At 36.3% G+C, this 18,203-nt stretch carries 15 protein-coding genes and 3 pseudogenes; 11 read left to right on the top strand and 7 right to left on the bottom strand.

What is annotated here, in order from left to right; all coding sequences use genetic code 11:
* Nucleotides 1-308 precede the first annotated feature (308 nt).
* The 6 genes from L3081_RS07935 to L3081_RS07910 form a co-directional block, all read right to left on the bottom strand.
* The gene (locus L3081_RS07935) at nt 309-1,421 is read right to left on the bottom strand and encodes a glycosyltransferase family 4 protein (RefSeq protein ID WP_242284732.1); all 1,113 of its coding nucleotides are present in this window, start codon (nt 1,419-1,421) and stop codon (nt 309-311) included.
* A gap of 148 nt (nt 1,422-1,569) precedes the next feature.
* Nucleotides 1,570-2,967, bottom strand: coding sequence for an oligosaccharide flippase family protein (locus L3081_RS07930; protein WP_242284730.1), 1,398 nt, complete (start codon nt 2,965-2,967; stop codon nt 1,570-1,572).
* A gap of 6 nt (nt 2,968-2,973) precedes the next feature.
* Nucleotides 2,974-4,287 carry an O-antigen ligase family protein gene (locus L3081_RS07925; RefSeq protein ID WP_242284728.1) on the bottom strand — a complete coding sequence of 438 codons (1,314 nt, stop codon included), beginning with the start codon at nt 4,285-4,287 and terminating at the stop codon, nt 2,974-2,976.
* Complete coding sequence (locus L3081_RS07920) at nt 4,287-5,330, bottom strand: glycosyltransferase (protein WP_242284726.1); 1,044 nt, start codon at nt 5,328-5,330, stop codon at nt 4,287-4,289. The genes L3081_RS07925 and L3081_RS07920 overlap by 1 nt, the downstream gene beginning before the upstream one ends.
* A gap of 63 nt (nt 5,331-5,393) precedes the next feature.
* A complete protein-coding gene (locus tag L3081_RS07915; protein WP_242284725.1) occupies nt 5,394-5,930 on the bottom strand; it encodes a glycosyltransferase in 537 nt (178 codons plus the stop codon).
* Between the two features lie 97 nt (nt 5,931-6,027).
* Complete coding sequence (locus tag L3081_RS07910) at nt 6,028-6,513, bottom strand: glycosyltransferase (protein WP_242284723.1); 486 nt, start codon at nt 6,511-6,513, stop codon at nt 6,028-6,030.
* 316 nt (nt 6,514-6,829) lie between these two features.
* On the opposite strand from L3081_RS07910, the pseudogene L3081_RS07905 reads away from it, so the two are divergent.
* From L3081_RS07905 to L3081_RS07860, 10 genes and pseudogenes are all read left to right on the top strand, one after another.
* Nucleotides 6,830-7,418: pseudogene (locus L3081_RS07905) on the top strand (sugar transferase).
* Nucleotides 7,418-7,891, top strand: a complete 474-nt coding sequence (locus L3081_RS07900; RefSeq protein ID WP_242284721.1) for a PglD-related sugar-binding protein — start codon at nt 7,418-7,420, stop codon at nt 7,889-7,891. The pseudogene L3081_RS07905 and the gene L3081_RS07900 overlap by 1 nt, the downstream one beginning before the upstream one ends.
* On the top strand, nt 7,869-8,042 hold the full coding sequence (locus tag L3081_RS07895) for an LbetaH domain-containing protein (protein WP_242284719.1): 174 nt from the start codon (nt 7,869-7,871) through the stop codon (nt 8,040-8,042). Before L3081_RS07900 ends, L3081_RS07895 begins: the two co-directional genes overlap by 23 nt.
* Nucleotides 8,043-8,064: 22 nt before the next feature.
* Nucleotides 8,065-9,252, top strand: a pseudogene (locus L3081_RS07890) (DegT/DnrJ/EryC1/StrS family aminotransferase).
* 64 nt (nt 9,253-9,316) lie between these two features.
* Entirely contained in the window at nt 9,317-11,257 is a 1,941-nt protein-coding gene (locus L3081_RS07885) for a polysaccharide biosynthesis protein (RefSeq protein WP_242284717.1), read from the top strand.
* A 385-nt stretch (nt 11,258-11,642) separates the two neighbouring features.
* Nucleotides 11,643-12,311, top strand: coding sequence for a hypothetical protein (locus L3081_RS07880; protein ID WP_242284715.1), 669 nt, complete (start codon nt 11,643-11,645; stop codon nt 12,309-12,311).
* Nucleotides 12,312-12,339: 28 nt separating this feature from the next.
* On the top strand, nt 12,340-12,609 hold the full coding sequence (locus L3081_RS07875) for a hypothetical protein (RefSeq protein ID WP_242284713.1): 270 nt from the start codon (nt 12,340-12,342) through the stop codon (nt 12,607-12,609).
* 584 nt (nt 12,610-13,193) lie between these two features.
* The gene (locus L3081_RS07870; RefSeq protein WP_242284711.1) at nt 13,194-13,760 is read left to right on the top strand and encodes an HNH endonuclease; all 567 of its coding nucleotides are present in this window, start codon (nt 13,194-13,196) and stop codon (nt 13,758-13,760) included.
* A gap of 382 nt (nt 13,761-14,142) precedes the next feature.
* Nucleotides 14,143-14,784 carry an AAA family ATPase gene (locus L3081_RS07865; protein ID WP_242284710.1) on the top strand — a complete coding sequence of 214 codons (642 nt, stop codon included), beginning with the start codon at nt 14,143-14,145 and terminating at the stop codon, nt 14,782-14,784.
* The gene (locus L3081_RS07860; RefSeq protein WP_242285661.1) at nt 14,750-15,904 is read left to right on the top strand and encodes an ATP-dependent nuclease; all 1,155 of its coding nucleotides are present in this window, start codon (nt 14,750-14,752) and stop codon (nt 15,902-15,904) included. The genes L3081_RS07865 and L3081_RS07860 overlap by 35 nt, the downstream gene beginning before the upstream one ends.
* An 83-nt stretch (nt 15,905-15,987) precedes the next feature.
* On the opposite strand, the pseudogene L3081_RS07855 reads toward L3081_RS07860, so the two are convergent.
* A pseudogene (locus L3081_RS07855) lies at nt 15,988-16,863 on the bottom strand (reverse transcriptase domain-containing protein); the annotation flags it as partial.
* A 332-nt stretch (nt 16,864-17,195) separates the two neighbouring features.
* On the opposite strand from L3081_RS07855, the gene L3081_RS07850 reads away from it, so the two are divergent.
* A complete protein-coding gene (locus L3081_RS07850; RefSeq protein WP_338027274.1) occupies nt 17,196-18,182 on the top strand; it encodes a DUF4238 domain-containing protein in 987 nt (328 codons plus the stop codon).
* The last annotated feature ends 21 nt before the right edge of the window (nt 18,183-18,203 follow it).

Here is an 18,203-nt window from a genome sequence, read left to right as displayed (position 1 = left end):
AAAGACTTCTTAAACCGAGATAAGGTTAGTTTAATGTCACACAATCGCCAAGTATTTTTTAAAGATCAGAAGTATATGTCACTTATGTGACAGTTTTATTACAAAAAAGTTAAGGCTAATGAATTAGTTTTAGTGACAACACTACATTATACCTATTTCACTATCTATGTGATCATTTCTACTTGCTAAAACCACCCTCTACATCGTTATTTATTTAATAATTAGAACAACTCGTTATTGAAATAAATGCCTTATAATTGGCAATTTTTCTGCGTTTAAAATAGATCACTTATTTAAGGATACGGGTATTATTTGATTTTCATTATAGCAAATAGTTCATTATTCACCTGTTCAACATCAAAGAATTGCATTGCATATTTTCTGCCGGCATGAGCCATACTACTCCAGGCCGAACTATTTTCGATAAACCATACCATTTTATTCGCTAATGCTACCTCATCTTTTACCGGCACTAAAAATCCATTTTCATTGTCAATAACGGTATCTCTGCAACCACATGCATTTGTAGTTAAGATAGGCCTACCTACCGCCATAGCCTCCAACACAGTTCTTGGAAGCCCCTCATGATATGAAGGTAACGTATAAATATGACACTTTTGCAAGTAAGGTAATACATTATCAGTTTCACCCAAATATTGAATAATCCCCGCTTGCTCTGCCGCCTTGATTTCTGAAAAGGGTATTCTATCGGGTGAACTATCTTCTGGCCCCAACAGCTGAAAAATTATTTTAGGGTACTGCTCTTTAACCCGTCGCGCAGCAGCAATGTACTCACGTATACCTTTATCACCCAGTAAACGAGCAATTAATAAAAATGTTGTCTCATGCTTAGGTAATGCCACTTGAGCATACTCTGTTAAATTGACACCTGAGCCGTATACTCTATATGTTTTAAATTGCGGTACTATTTTTTTTTCAATAAAAACGCTTCTGTTATCTTCGTTTTGAAAAATAACACCTTTTGCTGATAAAAGCGCAAAACGGTATAAGAATTGAACAGCTGTATTGACGACATTACGCAAAAACGAACCTCGTGTAAAAGCATAACCTAACCCGGTAATTAACGCATAAAAATCAGCTTTACTCACAAGTTTTACCGCCAATCCTCCCCATATAACTGGCTTTATCGTATAAGCTAAAATTTTATCTGGTTTGAATTTACGTATTGCTTTGACTAATTGCCAAAATGTTTTGATATCTGCAAAGGGATTTATGCCGTTACGCTGCACATCATAAGATTTAAATTCAGCGCCTAGGCTCTGAACCTCATCAATAACGCCCTGCTCTGCAGCTGCGGTCATCACTAAAACCTGATGCCCAGAATCAACAAACTTCTTAATTAACTGGCCACGAAATCCAACAATTGAGTTAGGGTATGCCCCGATAATTAAAACACGCATAATGAATTCACTTATAAAATTTAGTTTTTAATGAGTTGAGAAATTACGGTTTGTCGCATGCCCTTTATATAATCTTTTTCAACAGCAGAAAAAGTAAATAAATAAAGAAAGGTGAAATAAATAATGAACAACATTAAACAGCCTAAAATCAAACCAAACCATGTTGCTGAAATATAAGGCGATATGAGCCACCCAAGCAAGAAGTGAAAATGATACCAGGCACAGTTGAACGTATGATAATTCGATAAAAACTCACCATATCGATACCAATACTTCTAACTAAATAAATATTAACTAAAAGAAGCTCCCCTATAACAAGTGAAAAGCACGTGCCGATTGAGGCACCAAGTAAACCAATATTTTTTACTAATAATACAGAGATAACAATGTTTATCACTGCTGTTGCAAGTAACAATAAGCTTCTTGTTTTATGTTTATTCATCGCCTGTAAAATGGATGTGGCCGATGTTTGAGCGAGGACAAAAGTAAAAGGTAACATCGGCAATAATGCCACCCAGTACGCCAAAGCAAACTCATCACCAACAAATAACTGAATAAACAATGCCCCAAACACAATAAAAGCTGATAATACAAAACCTAACACCATCATTTGCAATCGGCCTATGTTAATTAGCTCTTGTGTTAATTCAGTTAAATTGGCTTTTAAAGTCACCATTTTAAAAAGCTTTGGCGTAAAAACATTTGAAATAGCACTAGCAAATGCAATATAGCTTAAAATTAATTGCAAGCCGATATTAAAAACCCCGAGGGTCTGACTATTAGTTAACACACCTAAAATAAAATTATCTAAACGCCAGTTTATTTGATTTATTATGACCCCTATGGCAATAAATCCAGTGTAAATAAAGACTTCTTTTAATAACTCAATATTAGGCCATATAAAGTGTATTCTTACTTTTAAACGGAAAAACACATAAAACAACTTTAATAATGTATGCAACGCATTAATCACTGTATCTATAGCAACAATGACTAATACACCATAACCTAGCACTAAAGCAAAAAATACGGCGCTACAACGAATTAAAAATAAAACAATTTGACTACTCATTTGAAAAGTGAATTTTTCATACGCGGTAATGACACCAGTAAAACTATTTGCCATTAAAGTAATGATAATATTTACCAATAAAATGAGAAATGATTGTTGTAACAACGTTATTTCTAAAGGCGTTAAACCTTCTGAAAATAGAGCCGGCATAAAATACCAAAGAGTTAAACCTGCCGAGATAACGAGACAGCAAATAACAACATATATACTGAGCATCATTCCTAAAAACTGACTCTCAGCGGCTTTATTATTTTCTGCATTATATTTTGATAAATAACGAACAACGGTATTCGAAAGGCCAAATTCTAACACCACTAGATACAAGGCAAGTGAAGAGACTAGACTATAAACACCATAATTATTAACACCGACGTGATGAATAATAAAAGGGATTAACAATAACCCAAGCGCATTTCGCAATGCGATGGATATTTGTCCTAAAACGATCCCGGTTTTGCGTTCTGAGTTAAACATTATTCACTATTCTTCCTCATAAACACGATAAACCACCATTAATAAAAGTAAATAACTACTATATTTCCCTAAATTTTGTAAGCTCAAACTGTATAGGAAAAAAATGATAAGGGGGATATAAGCTATCCAATCTATTTTTTTGACTCTTTGTCTTATTTTTTCAGCAGAAAACGCTAAATAAATATAAAGAAAAATTAACCAAGCTCCCAAGATACCAAAGCTAACAAACATTTCAACAAATGTGTTATGAGGGCCCACACGATCAGGAAAAAGACTATTTGCCATAAAAATATCATTATAATAGGTAAAATAGCCATTGATGCCCGCACCAAAGAACAACCAATATGCCGGCTGCATAAAATAGGTATCAAAATAAATGGCTAATATATCACTACGTGCGCCCGTCATTTCTGATAAATTATCACCACTAAACCGTTTTAATATACCCAAGTCTAAATTATCCAACATCCCTATATAAAAAAGAACGCATAACACGAATAAACTCAAAGTAAAAAAGATTAAAAAACGATAAAAAAGTTCACCTAACGATGCACGAAAATAAAAAACCATATACAAACCGATGCTGCCAAAGGCAACTAAAAAATAGGTTCGTGATACGGTAAGCGAACCAATAAATAAAAGCGCAATCACTATTATAAGTGTCTGAATAGAGATTTTTTTTCTTGGTACATTAGGTAAATAGAAGAAAACTAACAGTAAACACATTAAGCCAAAATTATTAGGATCTCCTGCGCCCCCTGAAAACCTTGCTATAGCATGTCTCGCAACAGAACCGTCTCCGGCAAACATCAATGCTAAACCGCCATAAACAGTCGACACCAATAAGCCAATGAAAAAAGCCAAACGCAATTGGGAAAAGGTAATATATTTTTTTTTGTCAAAAAGCAAAAAAGAAATAAATAAAAACATTAACATCCAACGAAAAGACTGAGTAGATATTAAAGTTGGTAGCATCAAGGCATGATGAAACTCATACACAATAAAGACAATGGTTACTATCACACCGGGTACATAATAGGTTGTGTGTAATAACTGCAGGGTTAAATATCGGCCGAAAATCACGAGGTAAATAACCGTAGCTAACGATATTGGTAATAAAGTAGTGCCCGCAAACACAGCTAAACATGGCACTAAAAAAACAGCTAATTGTAACGACCGACCAAAGGGTAATAAGCAAGCTACCATAACACTAATGACAACAGCAAAAAGTAACAAGGCCTGTAATTGCATAGCACCATATAAGGCAAGTAATAGTCCTATAATGACTAATTCGACACCAACATTAAGTCGACCAATCATCATGTTTCGTGAGACGGCTTAGACAAATATATACTAGTGATTTGCTTAATCACTGCCGCAGTTGAATAGCCAAGACGATCAAATGCATTAAGGCAACGTTCAGGTGATAAAGCGACTTTAATTGTCTCATTCAATTTATCCACCCATAGAGTAGGCTCATCAAGGGGTAAAAATGAAACAAGGTTAAGCTGCATATCAGCTTCAGTAGCGATGGTATTCGAAACTATGCAGGGCAAAGAAGCCGCTTGCGCTTCTAACATGGCAACGGATACACCTTCAAACAAGGAAGGCATAACAAAAATATCAGCACACGCCAATAGGGCAGGAATATCATTATTGGCCGGTAATAGTGAAAATCGAGACTCAAGATCATGTTTGCGTATGTCTCCCTGAAAAGCACTTTTTAAAGGCCCATCACCAATACAAACAAAATGACATTGTTCATTTAACTTATCTGACATCGCTAAAGCTAATAAAAAGTGATGATTTTTTACCTGTGAAAAACGCCCAACATGCACAATTATTTTTTTATTTTTGGGAAGATGATATTTTTCACTCGCTTGTTTAGCTTGCGCTAATTTTTCGCAATCAAATAGAAAACGTTCAACGGTAATTGCATTATTAATTACGTAATAATGTCTATGTTGATATAAAAAATCGCCTGCATTTTTTCCGCATGCTAACCAAACACTACTTGCTGAAAGTACTAATTTTCGAAGAAGATAAAAAATAGGAAGTAGCCATTTATTTTCAACGCCACTTGTATGAGAGTGACAAACCCTAACGTTTATCTTAGCTTTTTTGGCTAACCACAACATAACCCCATTTTTAAAACTATTATGCACATGAATGCCATTATATATTCGTCTTCCCTTGAATATTTTTTGCAGCCCAAGGTAATAATTAATAGGCGATTGTCGCAATGTTGGCAGCACATAAATGTTTCCACCTAAACATTCTATTTCTTCACGCAAAGGGCCATCATTAAATACGATAAAATCAAATTGAAATTTAGTACGATCGATATTTCTATACCAATTCATCACCACAGATGAAATGCCGCCTGCCGTTAATCTTTGGAATGACTTGGAGAATATAGATTTTATTCATTCGAATTTATATGCCTCAAAATATGCTTTTCTGGTGGCATCTAAGGAATAGCCTTTTTCGAGAAACAAAGACAATAACATTTGCTTGTTCAACTCAGGTATATTTTTCACATTATTCAACGCCTTTAACCAAGGTGTTACCCCATCAGTTAATGAACAAAACTGGCAAAGCCCCGCGCCTATATCAACTTCTTCAGGAATATTCTCAGACAAAACACAAGGTAGCCCTGCCGCTTGCGCTTCTAGAGCAGCAACTCCTAGACCTTCACTAACTGATGGCATCACCATCACATCGAATAAACTTAATAGCTCATACACATCGCTGCGTTTCCCCCAAAAACGAACTTTTTTTGTAAGCCCTAATCGCTCAACTTTCTTTTTAATTGCCGTTTTTAATTCACCATCACCGATAAGGTGTAATGTACTATTTGGTACTTCTCTTTGAAACGCATCAAATATATCGAGAAAAAACAAATGATTCTTAATAGGATAAAAGCGAGCAACCATGACAATATTGTAGCTATTTTGAATCAACAACTCGCCTTTAGATTGTTCTACGTGTGGATCCGTTTTATGTTTTATTTTTTCAATACCAAAGGCATTAGGAATAACCTTAAAACTGTCACCATTTTTACCGCCATATAAAAACTCTCCAAAGAGCAGAGGATATGGCTAATTTCGAGGTGGCAAAATGATTAGCTAACCATTTTCCCGTTTTGAATAGTAATTTTGTTTTAAAAGTTTCATTCCCTGTTTGCTGATTTCGGGCATGGGTTACACGTGCTTTAATACCGGCCAACCAAGCAATAAAAACAGCTATACCGGAGTAATATGACGTGTGTGCATGAATAGCATCATACTTTTCGCCATTTTTAAGCAGTTGATATAGTTGCCAAAGGTTTCTTAAGAGTTGCCCTCGAGGGTTCACTATCGTATGAATTGTGCCGCCACTTGCTAAAACTTCATCGGTAAAATGACAATGTTCATTTGTCATTATGACAAAATTATTGATTAACTCTTTTTCGTTTTGACTACGGTACAAATCCATAATACGACTTTCTGCTCCTCCTAAATTAAGATTGGCAAAAAGATGTATCACTCTAAGCGGTGTAGACATAGTAATTAGTGACTAACAATAACATGAAAATTTAAAGCCATTGGCCTTACTTCAAGCTCATACAGTAGAGTCATTTAAGCGTTTTTCCAAAGTAATATTGAGCAACAAATAAAGCACGGTAAAGGTGACTTAAAGAAGAATTGAAAGCGTCGGACAACTAAATTCATATAACGTGTTTAGGTCGCAATAACGAGTAATATTTTTCAATTTACCTTACCGACTTAATAAAATAAAGTAAAATAGCTTGCTATATCAAACAAAAAGTAAACAATAGTAATAAAATAATAATAATATATCGCCAATAACTATGATCACAATTAAACGCGCTTTTGATATTTTTGTAGCCGCAATCGGTTTAATTATTCTGAGCCCTATCCTAATATTTATTCAATATAAAATTACTAAAAATCTTGGTACGCCGGTCATTTATAAACAGCAGCGGCCAGGGTTATTTGGCAAAACGTTTAACATGATCAAATTTCGCTCAATGATAGACGCTGTTGATGAACGGGGTAATATATTGTCCGATCATGACCGCCTAACCCCTTTGGTAAAAAATTACGCAATAGTAGTTTAGATGAACTTCCTGAATTATGGTGTGTACTCAAGGGCGACATGAGCTTAGTTGGCCCCCGGCCTTTACTAATAGAATATTTACCACTTTACTCTGCTGAACAAGCTCGACGTCACTTAGTTAAACCTGGCATTACTGGTTGGGCGCAAGTTAATGGTAGAAATGCCATTAGTGGCAACAAAAATTTGAGCTCGATACCTGGTATGTTGATAATCAATCCTTTTGGCTCGATATAAAAATTCTGCTATTAACAGTAAAAAAAGTATTTTCGCAAAGCGATATTAATGCACAAGGTGAAGCTACCATGACCAAATTTACAGGAAATAACTAATGACTACGCTTGTTATCATTGGTGCAGGAGGACACGGTAGGGTTGTCGCTGATTGTGCTCAACAACTTGGCACTTATCAAAACGTTGTTTTTTTAGATGATTGTTTTAACAAATCGACCACAAGTGGCCACTGGGAAATTGTTGGAAAAGTGAACGACTTCCAAAAATACCTCAGTCATTCTGACTTTATTATTGCTTTTGGAAATAACCAATTAAGAGCAAAAACTTATAAAATTTTGCACAAGGCTAATGCAAATATTATTACATTAATTCATCCTTCTGCTACGGTTAGTCCACGGTCTTTAATTGGCAAAGGTGTTATGATTTGTGCAAATTCAGTCATTAATATTGGGGCCAAAATTGCTGATGGATGTATTATCAATACCAGTGCAACCGTAGATCATGATTGCATACTTGGACCTTATATTCATGTTTCTCCTGGAGTAAATATTGCTTGGTGGTGTAAATATTGAACAATATTCTTGGTTAGGTATTGGCAGCACAGTGATTGAATCGCTAAACCTTGCAGAGAACACTCAAATAGCAGCCGGTGCGGTTGTAACTCAATCAACCCAAGCCAACTCCCTTTATTTAGGCATACCAACAAACGTATACGCGCCTTAACAACCATCACACAGGAATAACAATGCTCAATACTCCTTTTTCACCTTGGCCCAGTTTCTCTGAACAAGAAATTACTGCCGTTAGCAATGTTCTGCGATCGAACAAAGTAAATTATTGGACAGGTCAAGAAGGCAAATTGTTCGAAAAAGAGTTTGCCCATTTTTGTGAAGCCGAATACGCCATCGCCGTAGCGAATGGTACCTTAGCACTCGACCTAGCGCTGCAAGTATTAAACATTAAAAAGGGAGATGAAGTTATTGTCACGTCTCGTACTTTTATTGCCTCAGTTAGCAGTATTATCAATGCTGGGCAACCCCTATTTTTGCTGATGTTGAACTTGATAGCCAAAATATCAGCGCAAAAACCATCCGCACGGTGTTAAGTGCCAAAACCAAAGCAATAGTATGTGTTCATTTGGTCAAGTTGGCCTTGTGAAATGGATGACATTATGACTTTAGCTGAGCAACATGATTTATTTGTGATAGAAGATTGCGCGCAAGCGCATGGCACCAAATATAAAGGACGCCCTGTTGGATCTATAGGTCATGTTGGTGCTTGGTCATTTTGCCAAGACAAGATAATGACCACAGGTGGTGAAGGTGGCATGTTAACAACCAACGATGAAAAGCTATGGCGCAAAGGTCAGGCATATAAAGACCATGGAAAATCATATGCTGCAGTCTTTGAGCAACAACATCCGCCTGGTTTTCGTTGGTTACATGAATCCTTTGGTACCAATTGGCGCCTAACAGAAATGCAATCAACCATCGGACGTATTCAATTAACACGTATGTCTCTTTGGCAAAAAACACGCCAAGAAAATGCCGACAAAATTCGCCACGTGTGCAAGCAATATGCTTGGTTAATAGTCCCTGATATCCCTGAGTATATCGAACACGCCTTTTATAAATGTTATGTACATATTAATTTAAAAAAACTACCTAAAAATAATACTAGAGATAGTATTATTGAAGAAATTGTGCAATTAGGCATTCCTTGTTTTTCAGGCAGTTGTTCTGAAGTATACAAAGAGAAGGCATTTGAAAAAGAAAACCTAGCACCCAAAAATGAATTAAAAAATGCTAAACTATTAGGCGAAAATAGTGTAATGTTTTTGGTTCATCCAACACTGACTTCTAGTGAACTGGATAAAACCTGTCAAATACTTAATCAAGTATTTGACCGTATTGAACAACGTATACAGAAATAAACAAATAATAATAATAATAAAAGTGAAAAACAATATTTTCACAATAAGTTAAGTGTGTACCGTTATGATCAGACGAATAGATTTAATCCCAAGCAGTATTAAATTATTAGTACTATTAACCTATGATTTACTAGCAATATTTTCCGCATTTTTTCTTGCTTACTTTATCCGAGTAGGAGTTCAGGGCATTGATATTTCTTTACAAGAAATATCAGTATTCTTAGTTGTCACTGTGTTCACCCTAACCTTGTTTTATTACTTTGATATTTATAGCTCTGTTGTGCGGTATTTCAATGCGAAATCATTTTTACGTATCCAAAGCTTATTAATCATAAGTACCATTATGTTTTATATGGCAGGTGTTGCGTTTAATGCCTTTGTTCCGTTATCTGTCCCTCTGATATTTTTAGTGATGACGAGTATCATGATTGCAGGAGCGAGAGCATTGATTGGCTTTATCGTAGATCAACATTGGTTTGCTCAACGAGAAGGAGTAGTGATCTATGGCGCTAGTAATACTGGTCGCCAACTCGTTCATGCCCTTTCATTAGGCAACAAATATCAACCTCTGGCGTTTATAGACGAGAAAAAACGCTACCAAGACCGCAACGTACTAGGCTTAAAAGTTTTTGACCACACTAAAATCAATCAATTAGTTAATAAATACGGACAATTTAAAGTACTCATTGCCGTGCCAGAAGTAGATCCCATACGCTTAAAGCAAATTTTAGCCTCCCTTGAACCTTTTGCACTTGAACTTTTAATCATTCCTAACATGTCAGATATTGTTTCTGGCAAACGGACCATAGATGAATTACGAGAAGTATCTGTAGATCAATTACTTGGTCGCCAAGCTGTGAAACCAATACCCGAGCTACTTTCAGCTAATATAACCAATAAAGTGGTTATGGTATCAGGTGCAGGCGGGTCTATAGGAAAAGAGCTCTGCCGCCAAATAGTACAACATAATCCCGGCAAATTAGTATTGCTTGATGTATCTGAAGCTTTTCTCTATGAAATCCATCAAGAACTCCTTGAATTATTATCGGACAATCAAAACCATCTAGTAGTAGAGCCATTAATTGGTAACGTACAAAATGGCATGTTAATGAGCCATATCTTTAATAAATATAAAGTACAAACCATATACCATGCTGCCGCCTATAAGCATGTACCTATGGTTGAACACAATGTAATTGCCGGCATTACAAACAATGTACTGGGTACCTATGAAATTGCGCAAGCAGCAATTTATTGTGAAGTAGAAACCTTTGTGCTTATTTCAACGGATAAAGCGGTACGTCCCACCAATGTTATGGGAGCAACTAAGCGCTTAGCTGAATTAGTACTACAAGCACTTGCTAAAAAAGATCACAGTACGCGCTTTGTTATGGTGCGGTTTGGTAATGTTTTAGGCTCTTCTGGCTCTGTTGTACCATTATTTAAAAAACAAATTAAAAATGGTGGTCCCATCACCATTACCCACCCAGAAATCATACGTTATTTTATGACCATTCCAGAAGCAGCTCAACTCGTGTTACAAGCAGGAGCGATGGGGACTGGGGGCGATGTATTTGTATTAGATATGGGTAAGCCCGTCAAAATAGTCGATTTAGCCTATAAAATGACACACTTGATGGGATTAACAATAAGGGATGAGAAAAACCTTGAGGGTGATATTGCCATCAAATATACAGGGTTAAGACCTGGTGAAAAACTATATGAAGAGTTATTAATTGGTAATCAGCCTAAAAAAACGTTTCATAAACGTATTCTAAAGGCTAATGAATTTTCATTGTTTTGGCCTGATGTAGCCAAAATGATAACTCAATTAACCGATGCTATGCGTGATGAAGATGTATCTAAAATAAAAGCACTACTTAAAGATTTTCCTTTAGAATATCAACCTAACCTTATTAATGAAAAAACTGAAACAGTAAGAGCGGCTGATAGTAAAGGAGACGTTAAAGAAGAAGTTAAAAAAGAAGTATTAATGGTAACTTAACCACACTAACCTCCAATTTCATCTTGCGATAACTAACAATTACTTTAAAAACTAAAACTTATCAGGCAAAAACTAATCAGGCAAACTAATCAGGCCACCCATGATAAATCTTCTTTTTAGTTGAGATGTTTTGTGATTGTTTAATTTATTGTTGACTGTGCATAAACAAACTAAAGTCGAAGATTATGTAATTTGCATGAAAAAAGGTTTTTACTAACCTTTCACTCGTCAACCAGTTAACGGAATTATGATTAACTAATTGATGAGTAGAGGTAATTGGAGTATTGTAGATTTTTAAATTTACATGATAGAAGGATCAATGTCATGTTTAAACATGATATTCATCCTTCTAATATAGCTGTTAGGCTTTCAAGGAGAACGTAGATTGGATGCAGTAATAGGAAAAAACGCTATTGTTTTATTGGGGGCAATGTTTGCTGCTTTAATTGCGGGATATTTTGCTTTCACAAACCTTGTGGCATCGAAAGAAAATAAAATATCTGAATTCAGGCAGGAGTGGATTAATTCGCTCAGAAATTCGATTGCGCGATACATTTCATCACTGACATATCTGTCTACGCTGTATATTCATTATTCGGCGCGCTCTGAAGACAAGCGTGATAAATTTGAGATGGCCCGAGATGTGGAAGAAATATATGCAAGGGTCAACGAATCATACAATGACATAATTTTTCGAATTAATGATAGTGAGAAAAATACTAAAGGTAAACTATTAAATGACGCCTTTTTAGCGGCGCTTTATAAAACCCGAGAGCACTACCATAAGAACGAATTGGCAGAAGCGAGAAAGGCTTGTGAACCTTTGAGGGAAGTAAGTAAACCTCTCCTAAAGCATGAGTGGAAGCGAGTAAAATCTGGCGAGCTTAATTACAGGATGGCCAAGTATCTTGCTATCTTTGTCTTGGTAGTCGGGCTATTAGCTGCGTCTTCAAATGCCTATTTTATATGGGGTGAGGACAACAACCACCCTGCCAGTATCGAAGAAAAGCCTAACAAATCAATGCATCCGACCGCTAACGCGTCGGCTGATTGAAGCGTTATATGCCAAGGAGGCTCCAATAGTGAATTATCATAAAACTACTGTTTATGGGTATTTGGCCTTTGCTATTTTAAGCTTTTCTTTTGCTATTATTTTCTTTGTTGCAGATCCCACACTATTAAAGCCATCAGGTGGAGGCTTTGGTTTAATATTATTCTTTGCTGTTTTTATTGTTCTAGTTTTTTCCCCTGTTTTTGGTAGCTATGCTAGTTTAATAGTGTATGGAATAATAGGTGCTGTATTTCTAAGAATATTTATTAAAAAATATAATCATCTTAAAAATGGCATATAAATCGGGTAGCCGGAGGTTTCTACCCTCCGGCCCCCACACCACCCTGCATGCGGCTCCGCACAGGGCGGTTCATTAACCATGATGGATTTTGATCCAGATATCCCTAAGTGATACTAAACCTGCATTAGCTAAATCCTCGTTGCTTAATGCCTGATTTATCCCTTTGGTTTTCGCACTTCGCCATACCCCTTTCCTTGTCGAACCACAGCTCAGCGCTAGAAACTAATCAGGCCACCCATGATAAATCTTCTTTTAGTTGAGATGTTTTGTGATTGTTTAATTTATTGTTGACTGTGCATAAACAAACTAAAGTCGAAGATTATGTAATTTGCATGAAAAAAGATTATTACTAATCTTTCACTCGTCAACCAGTTAACGGAATTATGATTAACTCATTGATGAGTAGAGGTAATTGGAGTATTGTAGATTTTTAAATTTACATGATAGAAGGATCAATGTCGTGTTTAAACATGATATTCATCCTTCTAATATAGCTGTTATGTTATTGAGAGAGAAACATGATTCCGTCAGGGCTTACAAAAGATCACTTTCTTCAAGCTGCATCGAAAATTGACCGTGATGGTGTGCCTACTGAACGGAACTCAGTTCATTATGATCTTGTTCTCAATGGAAAGCGTTACCCACCAAAATACGTTGTTTCATTGGCGACATTATTCGCAACTGGAGATGAGTATCCGGCTGCAGATTTCAATGCTGTAGAAGCTAAGAACTTCTTCCAAGCACGGGACTATGAGGTAATTGACCGTCGAGGAGAGGCAGAGCATGAAATTGTTAGCGAAGATGATGAATCAGATTTCCCAGAGGGCTCAGCGAAATTCAAACAACATCGTTATCTTGAGCGGGACAGTAAAATCACAAAGAAAGCAAAGGCAAAAAGGCTTGCCGATACCGGAAAGCTTGAATGTGATGTCTGCACTTTAGATTTCGAGCAACAATATGGTGAGCGAGGTCATGGGTTTATAGAGGGGCACCATACTAAGCCTGTTTCAATGCTAGATGGTAAAGAGAAAACAAAGGTCTCTGACATTGCGCTAGTTTGTTCAAATTGCCACCGTATGCTTCATAGGGGCACAAAACTTCTTTCAGTGGCACAACTTAAGAAAATATTCTATGAATGCACAATCACATAACACATATGAGCCCATCTCGCGTCAATAGACAGTAGTGTTCTTTTAGCTACCGTTAGGTAGCTAAAACTTATCAGGCCACCCATGATAAACCTTCTTTTTAGTTGAGATGTTTTGTGATTGTTTAATTTATTGTTGACTGTGCATAAATACACTAAAGTCGAAGATTATGTAATTTGCATGAAAAAAGATTATTACTAATCTTTCACTCGTCAACCAGTTAACGGAATTATGATTAACTCATTGATGAGTAGAGGTAATTGGAGTATTGTAGATTTTTAAATTTACATGATAGAAGGATCAATGTCGTGTTTAAACATGATATTCATCCTTCTAATATAGCTGTTACATGGCTCCATGAGCTTGGCATTCAAGGATAGATTAAATGCATAAAATTGATTGGATAAGAATTAGAAACTTTCGCTCATGTGAAGATGTATTCTTAAATTTTGAATCATACGCACCGCTTGTAGGCTATAACAATGCAGGTAAATCAAATATATTAAAAGCTGTAAAATGGTTTCTTAGACCTACAGGTTTACAAGATAAAGACTTTACTAATATCGAAGAAAAAATATTAGTTACAGCAAAAATATCAGGAATAAGCCAAGCACTTCTCGATTCAATAGATGATAATCATAGTGAAAGCATTAGCCCATTCATCAATGAGGAGTCTCTTTACATACGGATGGAGCAAAGATCTCCCGGCGGAGCCAAAGGGCTAAGAAAACTCTATGTTTCTGTCGGTGGTGAAAATGATGAAGATGAATGGGAATGGAGTGTTAACCCTAATGGTCTTCAGGAAGCAATGCATGACATATTTCCTGAACCGATTTTTGTCCAATCTATGGATAATGCTACTGACGATGTTTCAAAATTTAAAACCACTTCAACCATAGGCAAGCTTTTACAGCAATTAAGTTCCCAAATAGAAAACGAACAGCACGAACTTGTTGATGCGCTTGATACTATAAGTAGAAGGCTTAATTTTGATGGCACTGAAAGGCGAATCGTTAAATCAATTTGATCAAATAGCTAGCGAAAAAGTTCAGGATTTTTTCCCGGGAATCTCACTTAAGGTTCATGTCCCAACCCCCTCATTAGCTAAATTGTTTACAGATGGAACTGTTAAAGTTCAAGAGCAAGGCCGAGATATTGCTGACGTAGACTCTCTTGGTCATGGTGCTCAGCGTTCAATACAAATGGCATTAATTAGATTGTTAGCTGAAGTACAAACACAAACTGCTTCTGGTCAAACGACTCTTTTATTAATTGATGAGCCTGAATTGTATCTTCATCCACAAGCAATAGAGCTTGTAAGAGATGCCCTAAAAACACTTTCAACAATCAATTACCAAGTCATTTTTTCAACTCACTCATCACTAATGGTTGAGCAAGAAGATGTTCCATACACGAATATTGTGAGAAAAAATGTTGGTGGAAATACTTTAGTAACAGAACGTATAGCTGAAGCAATACAAGAAGAAATAGAGGGGAATTTGAACCAAGCTCGTATTCTCTTTGAAATATACAATATGAATCAAATTCTATTTGCTGACAGAGTCTTAATTGCTGAGGGTGCTACAGAACAATCCGTTTTACCTGAACTTTTTAAAGCATGTGAAAGAAGTTTCAGTGCCCATAAAACAGCATTAGTTATTGCGGATGGTTGCCGAGGCATTCATAAAATGGGAAAGATTTTACAAAGAATTGGAATCCCATTTAAAGCTCTAGTCGATATTGATTACGCATTTACAACGGCAGTTAATGCTGACTTAATTGCAGAGGATGACGTTGATATTGTTAATGTTAAACAAGCATTGGCAGAATCTGCACTTAGAAACAACTTTGAATTAGACGGAAGTAATTTGCCTCAAAGAACAGGAGCTAGGAAGGCGTATATCGCTTATGAACTATTTGCCAGTGAAGTTGCTTCACAGGAGCTGATTTCAAGAGTACATGAAAAGTTAAAGCAAAATGGTTATTGGTTGTGGGAAAAAGGAGCAATAGAGCAGCATCTTTCGCTTGAGGCTAAGGCAACTAATGATTGGATAACGTTCAAGGTAAATATTAAAGAACAAGGTTTTGATGAAACAGTAGAAGATTATCAAAGAGTTAGAGATATGGCTGTTTGGGCTACGTCATAAAAGCCATGTAAATCGGGTAGCCGGAGGTTTCTACCCTCCGGCCCCCACACCACCCTGCATGCGGCTCCGCACAGGGCGGTTCATTAACCATGATGGATTTTAATCCAGATATCCCTAAGTGATACTAAACCTGCATTGGCTAAATACTCGTTGCTCAATGCTTGATTTATCCCTTTGGTTTTCGCACTTCGCCATACCCCTTTTCTTGTCGCTCCACAGCTAATTGCTAGCGCTAGTGGAACACCCCGTTTTAATAGATTTTTCACTTTGGATCTTGGCTTGCGCCATTGTCGCCAAAAACACATCCGTATTCTTCGGCGGATCCATTGATCTAAATCGACACATAACTGATAACCGTTGGCGATGAGGAAGTAGTTTCCCCATCCTCGCAGATATCGGTTAAGGCTCGCAATTTGCTTGCTCATGGCAATTCCCCAATTTCTGTTAGTTAACTCTCGCACACGGTATTTAAAACGCTGCAATGAATTATCATGTATTTTGATGCGTCCGTATTTGAAACCAAAACCTAAAAACTTGGTCTCTTTTACCGCGCCTACACGACTTTTCTTCTCGTTAACGACGAGTTTAAGGATTTGCTTTATAAACAAGCTAATACTCGTTAAAACGCGTTCGCCTTCTCGCTTACTTTTCACCAAAATGGTGAAGTCGTCCGCATAACGGGCGAAGTGATGTCCTCGCTTTTCTAACGTTTTATCAAGCTCGTCAAGCATGATATTAGAGAGTAACGGTGACAATGGCCCTCCTTGTGGTACGCCTTGGGTTGGTTTTACTCGCTTACCGTGTTCAACAATTCTTGCGCGTAAGTAGCGCCCAATCAGTTTCATCAATACTTTATCTTTTATTTTCAAACCGAGTTTATGCATGAGTAAATCATGATTAACTCGGTCAAAGAATTTAGATAAGTCAATATCAATGGCTATTTTACGACCCGATTTAATACCTGTTTGGAAACTAATCAGGCCACCCATGATAAATCTTCTTTTAGTTGAGATGTTTTGTGATTTTTTTTTATTGTTGACTGTGCATAAACAAACTAAAGTCGAAGATTATGTAATTTGCATGAAAAAAGGTTTTTACTAACCTTTCACTCATCAACCAGTTAACGGAATTATGATTAACTAATTGATGAGTAGAGATAGTTGGAGTATCGTAGATTTTTAAATTTACATGATAGAAGGATCAATGTCGTCTTTAAACATGATATTCATCCTTCTAATATAGCTGTTAGTTTACCAATCACCTATGGAGTCTAAATGAGTCAATCGTCTAAATTGAGCACGGATGTAAAAAAGCAGCATACTGTACCTCGGTTTTTATTAGATCATTTTGGCTTTGGGAAAAAAATAAGAAACGTCGTTTATTTACTTTTGATAAACAAAATGAAAGAGAGTTTCAACAATCCGTATTTGATGCTACGACAAGAAATAGTTTCTACAATATTAGTGACCACCCTGAAAAAGCGAGTTTAGAGCCTATATTAGGTATTTATGAAACTAAAGCTGCTCCAATTATTAAAAAAATAATTACCGCTAATAATATCTCATGCCTTACCGAAGATGAGAAAATTATCATTGCAACATTTACAGCAGTTCAAAGGGGTAGGTCATTTGGGGAGCTTCAACGCATTAATCATCTGATGAGTGCTGTATCAGATAAATTTGAGGCTATTGGGGCGTCACCTGAACAAATAGAGAAAGAACTAGGTAGCGAGGAATCTTCGGAGCGAAAAACATTATTTTTGAAAATGATATTAGATCAAAATGATGTAATAACTCACATAATGAATAAATCATGGATTTTATACGAAACATGTAATAACAATCCATTTTATATATCAGACAACCCAATAACATTGTACAACGATATCGATATGGGGTTTTATGGCAACTTAGGTGTAGGTTTAAAAGGTATTCAAATTCATTTACCACTTTCAACTACGTTAACTTTAGCATTTACTTGTCCTTCAATCGCAGAGCGAGCAATTAAATCTAAAAGGCAAGTAGAGAAAATGTCTGTAATGAATCCTCAGATGCTTCATATGCTTAAAAGCCCTTCAGAACTTGTAAAATATGGTGAAGCATATGAAACAGGTGTACCTATGAAGCAAACAGCTGAAAATGTTAGATTTTTGAATAGTTTGCAAGTAACATTCTCCGAGCAGTATGTATTTTCGGAAAAAAGTGATTTTTCTCTAGTTAAAGAAATGATTGCTAATAATGAGTCTTATAAAACAGGACCGAGAATGCAGGTAAACTAACAAGAAAATCAACAAGGACAC

Source organism: Colwellia maritima (assembly GCF_022669015.1).
Lineage (GTDB): Bacteria > Pseudomonadota > Gammaproteobacteria > Enterobacterales > Alteromonadaceae > Colwellia > Colwellia maritima.
This window is presented reverse-complemented; position numbering and strand designations above follow the sequence as displayed.

Bases quoted from the DNA above. Each gene is read 5' to 3' on its own strand.
- L3081_RS07935 (WP_242284732.1), bottom strand. From the start codon at position 1,421: ATGCGTGTTTTAATTATCGGGGCATACCCTAACTCAATTGTTGGATTT.
- L3081_RS07930 (WP_242284730.1), bottom strand. From the start codon at position 2,967: ATGTTTAACTCAGAACGCAAAACCGGGATCGTTTTAGGACAAATATCC.
- L3081_RS07925 (WP_242284728.1), bottom strand. From the start codon at position 4,287: ATGATTGGTCGACTTAATGTTGGTGTCGAATTAGTCATTATAGGACTA.
- L3081_RS07920 (WP_242284726.1), bottom strand. From the start codon at position 5,330: ATGAATTGGTATAGAAATATCGATCGTACTAAATTTCAATTTGATTTT.
- L3081_RS07910 (WP_242284723.1), bottom strand. From the start codon at position 6,513: ATGTCTACACCGCTTAGAGTGATACATCTTTTTGCCAATCTTAATTTA.
- L3081_RS07900 (WP_242284721.1), top strand. From the start codon at position 7,418: ATGACTACGCTTGTTATCATTGGTGCAGGAGGACACGGTAGGGTTGTC.
- L3081_RS07885 (WP_242284717.1), top strand. From the start codon at position 9,317: ATGATCAGACGAATAGATTTAATCCCAAGCAGTATTAAATTATTAGTA.
- L3081_RS07865 (WP_242284710.1), top strand. From the start codon at position 14,143: ATGCATAAAATTGATTGGATAAGAATTAGAAACTTTCGCTCATGTGAA.
- L3081_RS07860 (WP_242285661.1), top strand. From the start codon at position 14,750: ATGGCACTGAAAGGCGAATCGTTAAATCAATTTGATCAAATAGCTAGC.